At 65.3% G+C, this 14,363-nt stretch carries 9 protein-coding genes; 8 read left to right on the plus strand and 1 reads right to left on the minus strand.

What is annotated here, in order from left to right; translation table 11 throughout:
* Nucleotides 1-2 precede the first annotated feature (2 nt).
* The 8 genes from ABS767_RS05485 to ABS767_RS05520 all read left to right on the plus strand — a co-directional run bounded on the left by ABS767_RS05485 (nucleotide 3) and on the right by ABS767_RS05520 (nucleotide 12,190).
* Complete coding sequence (locus ABS767_RS05485) at nucleotides 3-1,379, plus strand: glycosyltransferase family 4 protein (protein ID WP_408077348.1); 1,377 nt, start codon at nucleotides 3-5, stop codon at nucleotides 1,377-1,379.
* Nucleotides 1,366-2,478, plus strand: coding sequence for a polysaccharide biosynthesis/export family protein (locus tag ABS767_RS05490; RefSeq protein ID WP_408077349.1), 1,113 nt, complete (start codon nucleotides 1,366-1,368; stop codon nucleotides 2,476-2,478). Before ABS767_RS05485 ends, ABS767_RS05490 begins: the two co-directional genes overlap by 14 nt.
* Nucleotides 2,475-3,596, plus strand: coding sequence for a capsular polysaccharide export protein, LipB/KpsS family (locus ABS767_RS05495; protein WP_408077350.1), 1,122 nt, complete (start codon nucleotides 2,475-2,477; stop codon nucleotides 3,594-3,596). The genes ABS767_RS05490 and ABS767_RS05495 overlap by 4 nt, the downstream gene beginning before the upstream one ends.
* A complete protein-coding gene (locus ABS767_RS05500) occupies nucleotides 3,593-4,426 on the plus strand; it encodes an FkbM family methyltransferase (protein ID WP_408077351.1) in 834 nt (277 codons plus the stop codon). The genes ABS767_RS05495 and ABS767_RS05500 overlap by 4 nt, the downstream gene beginning before the upstream one ends.
* A 212-nt stretch (nucleotides 4,427-4,638) precedes the next feature.
* The gene (locus tag ABS767_RS05505; protein ID WP_408077352.1) at nucleotides 4,639-7,719 is read left to right on the plus strand and encodes a hypothetical protein; all 3,081 of its coding nucleotides are present in this window, start codon (nucleotides 4,639-4,641) and stop codon (nucleotides 7,717-7,719) included.
* A 94-nt stretch (nucleotides 7,720-7,813) separates the two neighbouring features.
* Entirely contained in the window at nucleotides 7,814-8,185 is a 372-nt protein-coding gene (locus ABS767_RS05510; protein WP_408077353.1) for a hypothetical protein, read from the plus strand.
* 63 nt (nucleotides 8,186-8,248) lie between these two features.
* Nucleotides 8,249-11,209: a M10 family metallopeptidase C-terminal domain-containing protein gene (locus ABS767_RS05515; protein WP_408077354.1), complete on the plus strand. Its 2,961-nt coding sequence runs from the start codon at nucleotides 8,249-8,251 to the stop codon at nucleotides 11,207-11,209.
* An 87-nt stretch (nucleotides 11,210-11,296) separates the two neighbouring features.
* Entirely contained in the window at nucleotides 11,297-12,190 is an 894-nt protein-coding gene (locus ABS767_RS05520; RefSeq protein WP_408077355.1) for an FkbM family methyltransferase, read from the plus strand.
* A gap of 42 nt (nucleotides 12,191-12,232) precedes the next feature.
* On the opposite strand, the gene ABS767_RS05525 is transcribed toward ABS767_RS05520, so the two are convergent.
* Nucleotides 12,233-14,341 carry a transglycosylase domain-containing protein gene (locus tag ABS767_RS05525; RefSeq protein WP_408077356.1) on the minus strand — a complete coding sequence of 703 codons (2,109 nt, stop codon included), beginning with the start codon at nucleotides 14,339-14,341 and terminating at the stop codon, nucleotides 12,233-12,235.
* Between the last annotated feature and the right edge of the window lie 22 nt (nucleotides 14,342-14,363).

Raw genomic sequence — 14,363 nt, forward strand, 5'->3', positions numbered from 1 at the left:
CCATGCGCGTAATGATCGACGGGTTCAACTTGGCGCTGCCCCGCGGGACCGGGGTCGCGACCTATGGTTACCAACTCGCGCGCGCGCTCCGTGCGATGGAGGTCCCGGTCGGCGGGCTTTATGGCCTGCGTGCACCCTTCAATCCGCGGTTGCGCGATGTGATGTTCTATGAGGCGTTGGGCGGGGAGCATGAGACGCGCACGCCTGGTCGCTGGTCGCTGAGCTGGTATCGCGAGACGACTCTGATGTTGCGCGGCCGTCGTGCGCGCGCGATCCCGACCGACGGGCGCGTCGTCGCGCGTCAGTTCGCGCATCGCCTTCCCGACTTCGACGGTCTCTATACCGCGCCGGACATTTTCGACCTGGCGGGGCGCAATTTCGCCCGGCTCGGGCTGTTCTCCAACGTGCATTCGCCGTCCCCGGTCGACATCATGCACTGGACCTATCCGCTGCCCGTCAATCTGGTGGGCGCCGCCAATATCCAGACCATGCACGACCTGGTCCCGCTCAAGCTGCCCTATGCGAGCGCCGACCGGAAGCGCTATTACTACAAGCTGATGCGCGCGGTCGCGCGACGGGCGGAGCGGATCGTCACCGTTTCCGAATCCAGCCGCCGCGACATCGTCGAGTTCTTTCCCTTCGCCGAATCCAAGGTCGTCAACACCTACCAGGCGGTGCAGGTGCCCGACGCGGTGCTGGAGGAAAGTGACGAGGACGTGGCCGCCGCGGTTCGCAGCATCTTCAACCTGCCGCACAAGGGCTATTTCCTGTTCTTCGGCGCGATCGAGCCGAAGAAGAACGTCAATCGCCTGATCGAGGCCTATCTCGCGCTCGGCACCAAGACGCCGCTGGTGATCGTCGGGCGCCGGACCTGGGGCGCGGATGAGGAACTGCGTCTGTTGCAGCGCGATGAGGTCCAGCCGCTCAAGGCGACGTTCAAGAATATTCGCAGAATCGATTATCTGCCGCGCAGCCTGCTGATGCGGCTGATCCGCGGGGCGAAGGCGGTGACCTTCCCGTCGATCTACGAGGGGTTCGGTCTTCCGGTGCTTGAAGCGATGATGCTGGGAACGCCCGTGCTCACTTCCGATGTCAGTTCGCTGCCCGAAGTCGGTGGCGATGCGGCGGTGTATGTCGATCCCTATGATCCGCGCTCGATCCGCGAAGGGCTCGCCAGGCTCGACACGGATGCCGCGTTGCGCGCGACGCTCAGCGCCGCCGGGCGTGAGCAGGCGAAGCGCTTTTCCCCGGCGCGCTATCAGGAGCGCCTGACGCGACTCTATGAAGGGTTGATGGAAGAGCGCGCGCGGCGTGGTGGTGCGACTGCGCGCGACCCGCAGGGCGCCGCCCACCGTGGAGCCGTCGATGCCGCGGCCTGATCTTCGCTGGCTGCTCCCGGCGCTGTTGCCGGTCTCCGCCTGTTCGACCTTGCCCGCCGGCGCGCCGACCGTCTCGCAGGTGGTGGGGCCGGCATCCGCGTCCGGCATCGCCGTGGTCGATATCGCGGATATGCCCCCCGACACACAGCCCGGCACGGTCGCACCCGACCGCTCCTGGCCGATCGCGGACGCGGCGCCGTGGAGCGGCGAGATCGGGGTTGGCGATACGCTGACGGTTACCGTGTTCGAAGTCGGCTATTCGCTGTTCGCGCCGTCAGGCGGATCAGAGGCGCGCGATGCGGCGGTACCCGCCGCCAATGCGCGGGTCCTCCCGAAGATGGAGGTGGGCGAATCGGGGGAAGTCGCGATACCCTATCTCGGTACGCTGCGCGTCGCGGGCCGGTCGGCGGCGGCGGTCAGCAGCGAGATCGGCAAACGGCTTCGCGGCATGTCGCAAAGCGCGCAGGTGGTCGTTTCGGTCGATCGCGGTCCGGCGCGCAGCGTCGTGACGAGCGGGGACGTGCGCAATCCGGGGCGCCATCCGCTGACGCTGGCGGGCGAACGGCTGCTGGACATGATCGCGCAGGCGGGCGGCCCGGCCAATCGTCCGGCGGACACGCGCGTTCGGCTGGTGCGCGCCGGGCAGGTGGCGGAAATCCGTCTCGACCGGCTGCGCGTCGACAGCGCCGCCAATGTCCGGCTCGCCCCGGGCGATCACGTCCAGTTGATCCGCAGCGTGCGCTCGCTGACGGTGCTCGGCTCGGCGCGCAATGTGTCTGAAGTGCCGTTCGAGAGCGACGATCTCAGCCTCGCCGAAGCGATCGCGCGCTCCGGCGGGCTGGTCGATGAGCGCGCCGACGCGACCGGCGTGTTCGTCTTCCGGTACGAAGAAGGCGTCGACGGGGCGGGGCCGCGGCCGGTGATCTATCGGCTGAACCTGCTCGATCCGCGCAGCTATTTCCTGTCGCAGAAATTCCGGATGCGGGAGAAGGACGTGCTGCTCGTCGCGAATGCCCGGTCGGTTCAGTTCGGAAAGCTGGTGCAGATGCTCAACACGCTGGTGACGCCTGCGATCACGATCGACTTGCTGACGCGATGACGCCGGTCGCGCATCCAGACAGCGCAGACCATGCCGCGCCGCCGACCGACGCAATCGCATGCCTTGTCGGCATCGCGCCATGGAAGCGGCGCCGGATGCGTACGATGCTGCGCAATTCCCATGGACCGGCCTTCGCCGCCGATCCTGCGCGTGCGGTGGCGCTGGCACGGGCACGAGGCGGCGCGATCGGATGCTGGGCAACGCGCACCCCGCCGGGGCTCGAACGCGCCGCGCGCGATGCCGGAATTCCGGTGTGGTGGATCGAGGACGGGTTCCTGCGCTCGGCGGGGTTGGGCGCCGCGCTCGTTCAGCCCTGTTCGGTGACGCTGGACCGCCAGCGCCCGCACTATGACCCGGGCGGCGCGAGCGATCTCGAGGACATGCTACAGAGCGCGGAGTTCGATCCGGAAACGCTGGAGCGGGCGGCTGAACTGATCGCGCTGCTGCGGTCGGCGAGGCTGACCAAATATAATCTCGCCGGCGCACCGGTAGACCTCCCGCACGGACGGCGGATCGTGCTGGTGCTCGGCCAAGTCGAACAGGACCACTCGGTGCTGCGTGGCGGTGCGGGCGTGAACGGGATGATCGATCTGCTGGCGCGCGCGCGCGCGGCCGAGCCGGACGCGTTTCTCGTCTACAAACCGCATCCCGACATCGCCTCGGGCCTGCGGTCGGGCGGGCAGGGTGAGCGCGAGGCACTGGCGTTCGCGGACCTGGTCGCGCCGGATGCCGACCTGATTGACCTGCTCGACCGGGCCGATGCGGTGCATGTCCTCACCTCGCTCGCCGGCTTCGAGGCGCTGGTGCGCGGGCGGCGCGTCGTCGTGCACGGCCAGCCATTTTATGCCGGATGGGGCCTGACCGAGGATCGCGCCCCGATCGCGCGCAGGACGCGGCGCCGGTCGCTGTGCGAATTGGTTGCGGCGGCGCTGATCGTCTATCCGATCTATGCGAGTGCGCGAAGCGGTGAGCGGTGTTCGGTCGAAACGCTCGCGAATGAACTTGCCGGCCATGAAAAGGCACGTGGCCCGGCGCCGCTGCGCGCGATGGCGGGACGACTTGCGGGATGGTTCGGGACGGCAGCAGCCGTCGCACGGAGGGGGGTGAGGACAGGATGAGCACGACACCGATCTACGACATCTGGCGGCTGCTCCAGTATCCGCGGACGTTCAACGAGGCCGAAATCCGGACCCTGTGCCGCACGGCCTATTGCGGCGACCACACGACGCTGTGCCGCGTCCTCGGGCGCTACAAGATGTTCGTCGATACCCAGGATATCGGGATCAGCAGCCACCTGATGCTGGATGGCTTCTGGGAAATGTGGGTGACCGAGGCGATGCTGCGCACCGTGCGCCGCGGCGCCACCGTCATCGATGTCGGCGCCAATCTCGGTTACTATTCGCTGCTGCTCGCGGATCTGACCGGAGCTGAGGGACGGGTGCTGTCGTTCGAGCCCAATCCGGCGCTGGCCGGGCGTACGCAGCGCAGCGTCGAGATGAACGGCTATGCCGGCTTTGCGACGGTCCATAATTGCGCGCTCGGCAGCGAGGAAGGCTATGTGACGATGGAAGTCACGACGCACCAGCCGGGCGGCGGGCGGGTGCGCGCCCATGCCGGGGAAAGCATCTCGAACGCGGTGCCGCTGCGTCGGCTCGACAGCTTCCCCGACGCGCTCAACGCCGAATTCATCAAGATCGACGTCGAGGGGTTCGAACAACAGGTGTGGCGCGGCATGACCGGCATCCTTGCCGGGGGCCAGCCGCTGACGATCTTCATGGAATTCACCGTGTCACGCTACCCCGATCCGAGAGGGTTTCTGGACGAAATCATCGCGGAAGGGTTCAGCCTGGAAATCATCGATTACACCGCCGGCATCCGGCCGATCTCGATCGACGAGATCTTCGCCCAGCCGCACAATATCGATCATATGCTGTGTTTCAGGCGGTGAGCGGCAGGACGATGATTGCGCGAGTAGCGCGCAATACAGTGGCGACTCCGGCGCGAAAATCCCGGCGTCGTCCGTGACCGTCGTAACTTGGTAAAGGCCCAGTCTCGACGACAATCATCGCCGCCTAGGGCGATCAATGTTGTGCGCTTTATTTAGGCGCCTTAAGCACTTCAGACCGTCGCACTCGGAGCGATGCCAGTACTGTGGGGAATATGCCGGATTTCACTGGAACGCCGAACGACGACACCTTCGTCGGAACCGAACTGGGCGAGGCGATCCGCGGCGCGGGGGGGAACGACCGGCTCGACGGTGCGGGGGGTGACGACACGATCGAGGGTGGCGCCGGGAACGACATTCTATCGGGCGGAGATGGCGACGACACCATTTACGGGGGCGATCAGTTCGCCACCATCTTTGCGCAGGACGATGACCAGATCGACGGGGGTGCCGGCGACGACCGACTGTATGGCGGTGGCGGGAACGATGTGATTCGCGGCGGCAGCGGCCAAGACTATATTATCGGGGGGAGCGGGAACGACACCATCTATGGCGGTGACGATGCCGACGAAATCTGGGTAGGCGGAAGCACCGGAGCGGGTCTCCCCACGGCTCATGTCTGGGGCGATGGCGGCAATGACACGATCAATTTCGAATCTGCCAATGGAAGTATAAGCGGCGGTGAAGGGAACGACACGATCCGCGTTTCGCTCGGCACCGTATCGGTGAGCGGTGGAGCCGGTGCCGACTCGATCTATGTCGGGGCAGTCAGCTGGGCGCAGAGTGACGGGATCCAGACGGTGAGCGGCGGTGCAGGTGCCGACCTCTTCTTCTTCCGGCCCTCAAGCCGGGGCGACTCCCGCGACATCGTGACCGATTTCAACGCTGCGGAGGGCGACCGCATCTCCCTTGGTGCCGAGGGCGGGCGTACGGGCATTTATTGGGAGAGAGGGAATTTGCCGTTCCTCTTTTCCGGCCAATTGTCCGTAACGAGCCTGAGCTATGGCATGGCATTGCCTTCCGCCGACGCGAACCTGGGTGACGCGAGTTTTGCGCAGATTTTCTATATCCATAGCGGCGGGAACACCTTCGTCCTGGTGGATTCGAATGCGAACCGGTCGTTCGATGACCGGGATGTCGTCATCCAGTTGTCGGGAACGATTTCGCTTTCCGTCGGCAGCTTCGAGAGCGGGACATTCGTCGCGCAGGTCGGCACCGCCGCCGATGACATCATCACCGGTACCAGTCAGGGCGACCTGCTGTACGGACTCGGCGGGAACGACGTGATCCATGGTCTGGGCGGCTTCAATTCGCTGTACGGCGGTGACGGAGACGACACGATCTATGGCGGTGAATGGTCCGACAACATCTTCGGCGGCGATGGAAACGACATCATCTACGGGGGCGGTAGCGGGGGTGGCATCGGGCGCGGCGATCAGGTCGATGCCGGTGCCGGCGACGATCAGGTCTATCTCGAAGATTACAGTTATGGCGGTCTTCAGGTGGTGGCCGGAGCAGGCAACGATATCGTGGTCGGCGGGGATTATATCGAAGGCAATGACGGGGACGATTATCTCGACGGCCGGGACGGGCAGAATGCCATATGGGGCGGCGCGGGCAACGACATTCTCATCGGCAGCGGGTACGAGAATCATCTCGAGGGAGGCAGCGGAGATGACCGGATCGTGTTCACCGCGGCCGGGTTCAATCGGGCAAATGGCGGCGAAGGAAATGACTGGCTCGACTATTCGCGTCTGACGTCGGCGGTCTCGGCCGATCTGGGTCAGGGAAGCGGAAACGCGACCGCCTATATTCTTCAGATCGAAAATCTGGTGGGCACAGCGTTTAATGACATCCTGATCGGGGATAGCGCGGCGAATATCATCGAGGGAGGAGATGGCGACGATACCATCAATGGTGGTGGGGGAATCGACACGGGAAGTTACGCCAGTGCTTCCGTCTCGGTTACCGTGGATCTTGCAACCACAGCGGCGCAGAATACGGGCGCCGGAAGCGACATATTGACGAGCATCGAAAACCTGACCGGCTCGGCGTTTGACGACTTACTGTTCGGCAATGACGGGGCAAACCTTCTCGATGGTGGCGCGGGCGCTGACCGTCTGAGTGGTCGCTTGGGCGACGACACCTATCGTGTCGATACACAGGACGATGTGGTTTTCGAATCCGCAGGCGAAGGCACCGACACGGTGATCGCGACGGGGAGCTATTATCTCTACGCCAATATCGAGAATCTGACCCTGACCGGCGACGGCAATCTGTTCGGTGTGGGCAACGAGCTGGCGAACACGATCACCGGCAACAGCGGCTCCAACCTGCTGATCGGCGGGGCGGGGAACGACGTGATCCGTGGCGGCGCGGGAGTGGATTCGCTATTTGGCGAGAGCGGCGCGGACCAGCTCTTCGGTGATGCGGGGATCGACTATCTGGTCGGCGGGATCGGCAACGATACGCTGGACGGCGGGGCTGATGCCGATGCACTGTATGGCGAAGATGGCGACGATGTGCTGATCGGCGGCAGCGGCTTTCACACGGACATCCTGGTCGGGGGTGCGGGCAACGACACGTTGCGCGGCGACAGCGGACTTGGCGACTATGACCTGATGGACGGGGGTGCGGGCAACGACAGCTATTATGTCGACAAGCCCGACGACCTGACGTTCGAGGCCGCCAATGGCGGCACCGACACCGTGTACGCCACGATCAGCGGCGCGGGCTACTATCTCTACGCCAATGTCGAGAACCTGGTGCTCGGTGGAGACACTCCGTTCGGGGTCGGCAACGACCTCGCGAACCGCATTACCGGCAGCGCGGCATCGAACTGGCTGCTGGGTGGCGCGGGGAATGACGTGCTCAATGGCGCAGGCGGCAATGACGTGCTGTTCGGCGAGGCGGGTGCGGACATCTTCGTGTTTCAGGCCGGTACCGGCGGCGATGTGATCGGCGACTTCGTGGCCGGGACGGACCGGATCGACCTCTCGGCGTTCGGGTTCACCAGCTTCGCGCAGGTGCAGGCGCTGATCGGCGAGAATGGCGGAACGAGCTTCATCGCGCTCGGCGGTGCTGACTTTGTCGTCCTGAACGGGGTCGCGCGGGCGGCGCTGTCGGCGGGAGATTTTATCCTGAATGCGTCGGCAGCGGCAATGGATCGCGACGATGGAATCGGCCCGAACGGCGACGACTGTCTCGCGATCGAGCCCCTTCGCTTCGATGCGATGGGCGAACACCGCGTGCGCGGCGATCTGCATCACGCGATAACGATGGCGGACTGGATGTGAGGCAGCGCCAGCCCATGACGCCGCGCGCGACATGGCGTGTTCATGCCGGGTGGATTAAACCCGCGGCCAGGATCGTCACATCGGGAGAATGGGCATGGCCGCGATCGCTTGGTTGGCAATGGCGCTGATGGGTAGCGGATCGCCCGCGGCGCTTTCGTGCACCGTCGAGGGGAGCCTGAAAGCGGGGCTCGAACCGCAGGCGATCTGTCGGCGTTTCGCCGAAGCCATGTCCGCAGCGGGGCGCGCATATGTCCTGAAGCCGGCAGGATCGATGCGCGACGGCGTGCGGGTCGCGATCCGGTTCGAGCGCGGCGATACCGTGTCCGCTACCGCGACGATTTTTAGGGGCGGACGCGCACACCCCCTCGAAACCAGACTGATTTCATCGTCAGACCGGCCGTTGGGGCTTGACTCCATCGGCTTGCTGGCGCGGGATGTGGCGCAGGCGGTGGCGAAGTCTGACTGATTCCGCAGCGCGAATTCTTGCACTATTTTCAATGCGATCGGACTTTGACGAGGGAGGGATCGAATGCCCGCAGTGTCTATGGCCTTGGACGGACTGTCGTCCGGCGACTTCCGGATGGTGGCGCCGACGCTGGATAACGGGATGGACTTCGCCCGTATCAGCGATCTGACCCAGCATGCGGAAATTTCGGTCTGCATGTGCGAGGGATGCACCAAGGCGCGATCCGACGAGGATGGCACCGATTCGCCGCAGGGGCCCGAACCCTTCGATGCCCCCGGGACGGTCGCAACCACCGTGTCCGTCGTGTTCGGCGGATCGGTCGCGGACAGTCTGACGCCGGGCGACCACGACTGGTTCCGGGTCAATTTGACGGCAGGGCAGAGCTATACCTTCTGGACGTCGGGGACCGGTGGGTCGGGTGAGCCGGACACCTTCCTCTCCCTGCGAAATTCGAACGGCACCGCGATCATCACCGACGACGATGGTGGCCAGGGGACGCTGTCGCTCATCAGCTTCACCGCCACCACGACGGGGACCTATTATCTCGATGTCGGCGGCTTTGGCGACGGCGAGACCGGCGACTACAGCCTGTTCGCGAGCAACGGACTGTGGAATCCGGCCGATGCGGTGCGCGACAATGCGTCGACCGGCGCCAGCGTGGCGGTTGGCGGCTCCACCACGGTCACGCTGAACGGGCTGGGCGACCATGACTGGTATGCCGTGACGCTGACCGCGGGTCAGCGCTATGTGTTCGAGACTTCGGGTGCGACGGCGGTCGATACGTTCCTGACGATCCGCGATGCGAGCGGCGCGGGGCTGGGCGAGAATGACGACGGCGCCTCGGGCACTTTCTCGCGGCTCGTCTTCACCCCGACGACGAGCGGCACCTATTATCTCGATGTGAGCGGCTGGCGCGAAAGCGCGCAAGGCAGCTTCACACTTTCCGTCGGAGAGGCGCCTCCGCTGACGGCGTGGACCAACGATCAGATCGCGGATCAGCTGACGACGGGGTACTGGACGACCCCGCATCACTTCAACGTTGCGCCGGGCGGGACGCTGACCGTGGATCTCAGCGCCCTGACCAGCGAAGGACAGTTCCTGGCGCGCTCGGCCCTGGCGATGTGGACCGATTTCACCGGTATCAACTTCACCGAACAGACGGGCAGCGCGCAGATCACCTTCGACGACAATCAGGACGGGGCATTCGCCAACGCATCCTATACGGCGGCCGGGGTTACGACGAGCGCCAACGTCAATGTCGGCACCGGCTGGCTCACCAACTACGGCACGACGCTGAACAGCTATTCCTTCCAGACCTATGTGCACGAGATCGGCCACGCGCTCGGGCTGGGGCATGGCGGCAACTATAACAGCACCGCCGACTATCCGACCGACGCCAGCTATCTCAACGATGCCTGGGTCACGACGGTCATGTCCTATTTCGACGTGAACGAGAACACCTACTTCGCCAATCTCGGATTCACGCGGCAATATACGGTCACGCCGATGGCGGCGGACGGAATCGCGGTCGCCGACCTGTACGGAGCGGTCACGACCACGCGGACCGGCAACACCACCTATGGGTTCAACAACAATTCGGGCCGTGATATCTACAATGCGCAGCTCTATGCGAACGTGTCCTATACGATCATCGACAATGGCGGCATCGACACCCTCAACTATTCCGGCTTCTCCGCGGACCAGCTGATCAACCTCAATCAGGAGGCGTTCTCGAACATCGGCGGGCGGGTCGGCAACGTCGTCATCGCGCGCGGCACCGTGATCGAGAATGCGACCGGCGGCAGCGGCGCGGACACGATCGTCGGCAACGCGGCCAACAACGTCCTGAACGGTGGCGCCGGGGCCGATCGGCTGTATGGCGGACAGGGCGACGACCAATTCTATGTCGATGTGCAGAGCGATGTCGTGTTCGAGTTCGCCGGCCAAGGCACCGACACGGTGTTCGCGGGCGCCAGCTATTATCTCTACGCCAATATCGAGAATCTGACGCTGACCGGCGACGGCAATCTGTTCGGCGTGGGCAACGACCTGGCGAACACGATCCTCGGTAATGTCGGCTCCAACCTGCTGATCGGCGGGGCGGGGAACGACGTGATCCGGGGCAGCGACGGGGTGGATTCGCTGTTCGGGGAGAGCGGGGCGGACCAGCTCTTCGGCGACGCGGGGATCGACTATCTGGTCGGCGGGATCGGCAATGATACGCTCGACGGCGGGGCCGATGCGGATTCGCTCTATGGCGAGGATGGCGACGACGTGCTGATCGGCGGCACCAGCTTCCACACCGACATTCTGGTCGGCGGTGCGGGCAACGACACGCTGCGCGGTAACAGCGGGCTTGGCGACTACGACCTGATGGACGGCGGCGCGGGGAACGACAGCTATTATGTCGACACGCCCGACGACCTGACGTTCGAGGCGGCGAATGGCGGCGTCGACACCGTATACGCCACGATCAACGGCGCGGGTTACTATCTCTACGCCAATGTCGAGAACCTGGTGCTTGGCGGCAATACGCCGTTCGGCGTCGGCAACGACCTGGCGAACCGCATCACGGGCAGCGCGGCATCGAACTGGCTGCTCGGCGGCGCGGGGAACGACGTGCTCAACGGCGCGGGCGGCAACGACGTGCTGTTCGGCGAGGCGGGCGCGGACATCTTCGTGTTCCAGGCCGGTACCGGCGGCGATGTGATCGGCGATTTCGTCGCCGGGACCGACCGAATCGACCTTTCGGCGTTCGGCCTGACATGGCAGACCGTGGCCAATTCCATGCATGAGAATGGCGGCACCACCGCGATCGACCTGGGGAATGGCGACTATATCGTCCTCAACGGCGTCGCACGGTCCGCGCTCGACCAGGATGATTTCATCCTGAGCGGCGGCTCCGCGGCGGATCCGATGGACGATCTTTCCGCGACCGCAGGGACGGACGATCCGCAGTTCGGGTGGAACGACAATCTTGCGGTACGCGAGCACGCCCAGTTCGCATGGAACCTCGTGGCCTGAGCCCGTCTCTGTCGTCGGCGCGCGGGATCGAATGGCCCCTGTGTCGGGTTAGTGGAAGTCGGGTGCCGACGCATGACGGGAGATTCCATGGCCAGCAACACCGGCGCCGCGACGACCGAACCCCGCGCGGCGACACTGCTTGAGCAATCCGGACAATATTTCGATATCTGGAATCTGCTGAAGCCGCCGCGCCACCTGAACGAGGCAGCGGTGCGCGCATTGTGCCGCAACGCGTTTCTGGGCGGCGACTGGTCGGTCTGTCGCGTGCTTGGCCGGTACCGCATGTTCGTCGATACGCAGGATGTCGGCCTGTCCACCTTCTTGCTGCTCGACGGCTATTGGGAGATGTGGACGACCGAGGCGATGCTCCGCTTCATCCGCCCGGGGATGACCGCGGTCGATATCGGCGCCAATCTCGGCTATTTTTCGCTGCTGATGGGCGATCTCGTCGGGCCGACCGGGCGGGTGGTGGCGTTCGAACCAAATCCGCGGATGGCTGCCCGGGCACGACAGAGTGCACATGTGAACGGCTTTGCGGGGATCACGCAGATCCATGAAGTCGCCTTGAGCGACCATGGCGGCGAAACCGTGATGTTCGTGCCGCCGACAGAGCCCAAGAATGCGCATTTCAGCCAGGCGACGGGTCGGGACGGCGAGATGCGCGTGCGCGTCCAGCGTGCCGACGCCTTCGACGCCATCCTCGACGCCGACTTCATCAAGATCGATACCGAAGGGGCGGAGGAGGCGGTGTGGCGCGGCATGGAAGGGATTCTGCGCCGCAATCGTCCGCTGACGATCTTTCTGGAATTCACGCCGGCGCGCTATCCCGACCCCGCTGCGTTTCTCGATACGATATTGGCGAGCGGGTTCGCGCTGAACCGGATCGACTATTTCGATGCGACCACCGTCCCCGCAGTATCGCGCGCCGATGTCCTTGATGCGCCGCCCCATGAGGATCAGATGCTGGTCCTGGTCCGCTGACGCCCGTTCCGTTAGCCCGCCGCGGGTCGGGTCCAAGGCGCCTTAAAATTCGAACTCATCCTCCGGCGCGCCTTCGCGACGGCGGCGCTCGCGTGGCGGCGGCGGTTCGTCCTCGAATTCCTCCTCGCGCGGTACATCGCGGCGCGGGCGGGTCATTTCGATGCTGCCGTCGCGGTTGACGCGGACGCCCATCTCGCGTCCCCCGAAACTGCCCTCGAACTCGATCGGCTCGTCGACGAAGTCGTCGGGTTCCTCGACCGGGAAGTCGGCGACATTGTCGATTACCGGCTCGGGCTTTGGCCGGGCGGTAACGCCAAGCGCCTGGCTCATAAAATCGCGCCATACCCGCGCGGGGATGCCGCCGCCGGCAAGGCCGCTGTTCGGGCTGTTGTCGTCATTGCCCAGCCACACGCCCGTCACGATGCCGTCGGCATAGCCCATGAACAGCGCGTCGCGGTTGTCCTGCGTCGTTCCGGTCTTGCCGAACGTATCCACCGACAGCGCCGCGCTTCGCCCCGTTCCGCCGTCGACCGTCGCCGCGAGCAGGTCGCGCATCCCCTCCAGTTCGCGCCGCGACAGCGGCCGGGTCGCTCCTGTGAAGCGCGAGACCCAGCCAGGCTCGTCCGCATCGGACAGGCCGCGCGGGCGCACCGGTGTCGAGCCGCTGGCGATCGCGGCATAGGCGGCGGTAAGTTCGATCAGCGACACGCTCGAGGTGCCGAGCGCGATCGAGGCGTCGTTGGGGATGGGCGAGGTGATGCCGAGGTCGCGCGCGGCGCGGATCACCGCGGCGACGCCGACCTGCTGCGTCAGCCGCGCGGCGGCGACGTTGCTGGAGCGTGCGAACGCCTCGCGCAGCGTGATGATGCCGCGATATTGCCCGTTGCTGTTCTTGGGGCTCCACTTGCCGATCGTCACCGGTTCGTCGCGCACGGTGGAATCCGGGGTCATTCCCGCCCGCAGCGCGGCGAGATAGACGAACAGCTTGAAGGTCGATCCCGGTTGCCGCTGCGCCTGAGTCGCGCGGTTGAACGGCGATTGTGCATAGCTCTTGCCGCCAACCATCGCGATCACTCGCCCGTCGGGGCGCATCGCGACGATCGCGACCTGCGCCTTGCGCAGCCCGGCATTGCGCACCGCACGCTCGGCGGCGCGCTGCATCTTCGTCTCCAGCGTGGTGCTGACGGTCTGGTTGGTGGCGATCTCGCCCGATCGATCGCGCGCCTCGGGCAGCACCCAGTCGGCGAAATAGGTGCCGCTGGGCAGCGTCTTGACCTTTGCCAGGCGCAGCCGGGCGGGTTGCACCGCCTTGCCTTCCGCCTCGGTGAGGAAGCCGGCATCGACCATCGTGCCGACCACCACCGCCTGCCGCTCGCGCGCACCCTTGAGGTTCGACGACGGCGCCAGGCGCGAGGGCGCCTTGACCAGTCCCGCCAGCATCGCCGCCTGCGCAGTGGTCAGCTCTGCGGCGGGGCGGCTGAAATAATGGCGCGCGGCGGCGTCGAGACCGTACTGGTTGTCGCCGAAATAGACGTTGGAGAGATAGCGCGAGAGGATCTCGTCCTTGGTCAGCCAGGCTTCGAGCCAGAAGGAGATCAGCACCTCCTGAAACTTGCGTCCGAAGGTGCGATCGGAACTCAGAAAGGCGTTCTTGGCGAGTTGCTGGGTGATCGTGCTGCCGCCCTGACGGCTGTTGTCGGTGAACATGTTGTTGACGAAGGCGCGCAGGATGCCGCGTGGATCGACCCCCCAATGCGAGCGGAAGCGGCGATCCTCGACCGCGACGAATGCGTCGACGACATGGTCGGGCAGCTTGGTCGCATCCACCGGCTTGCCCACCTCTGCGCCGGTGCGCGCGATCGGCGTCCCCTCTGCCGAGAGCAGCGTGATCGAGGGCGGGACCGGCGGCTCGAGCGACTTGCTGAGCGGCGCGGTGAACACCAGCCAGGCGACCGCGGCGATGAACAGCAGGATGAGGGCGCCCAGAATGCGCGGGATCCAGCGCCATTTGCGGCCTCGGACGATGACCGGAAGATTGACGGTATAGTCGCCCAGCGGCGGCTGCACGCCCCCCGTTGCGCCCGGGCCGGGTGGGGGCGGGACCGCGGCGCGGGGGTCCGCGATCTCGGGATAGAGGGTGTCGTAACGCATCGAACCGGACACTGTATTACGA

Origin of the sequence: Sphingomonas plantiphila (assembly GCF_046000505.1) — a bacterium.
Taxonomy (GTDB): domain Bacteria; phylum Pseudomonadota; class Alphaproteobacteria; order Sphingomonadales; family Sphingomonadaceae; genus Sphingomonas; species Sphingomonas plantiphila.

Excerpts from the sequence above, each read along its gene's own strand:
- ABS767_RS05485 (WP_408077348.1), top strand. The coding sequence starts at position 3 with ATGCGCGTAATGATCGACGGGTTCAACTTGGCGCTGCCCCGCGGGACC.
- ABS767_RS05490 (WP_408077349.1), top strand. The coding sequence starts at position 1,366 with ATGCCGCGGCCTGATCTTCGCTGGCTGCTCCCGGCGCTGTTGCCGGTC.
- ABS767_RS05495 (WP_408077350.1), top strand. The coding sequence starts at position 2,475 with ATGACGCCGGTCGCGCATCCAGACAGCGCAGACCATGCCGCGCCGCCG.
- ABS767_RS05500 (WP_408077351.1), top strand. The coding sequence starts at position 3,593 with ATGAGCACGACACCGATCTACGACATCTGGCGGCTGCTCCAGTATCCG.
- ABS767_RS05505 (WP_408077352.1), top strand. The coding sequence starts at position 4,639 with ATGCCGGATTTCACTGGAACGCCGAACGACGACACCTTCGTCGGAACC.
- ABS767_RS05510 (WP_408077353.1), top strand. The coding sequence starts at position 7,814 with ATGGCCGCGATCGCTTGGTTGGCAATGGCGCTGATGGGTAGCGGATCG.
- ABS767_RS05515 (WP_408077354.1), top strand. The coding sequence starts at position 8,249 with ATGCCCGCAGTGTCTATGGCCTTGGACGGACTGTCGTCCGGCGACTTC.
- ABS767_RS05520 (WP_408077355.1), top strand. The coding sequence starts at position 11,297 with ATGGCCAGCAACACCGGCGCCGCGACGACCGAACCCCGCGCGGCGACA.
- ABS767_RS05525 (WP_408077356.1), bottom strand. The coding sequence starts at position 14,341 with ATGCGTTACGACACCCTCTATCCCGAGATCGCGGACCCCCGCGCCGCG.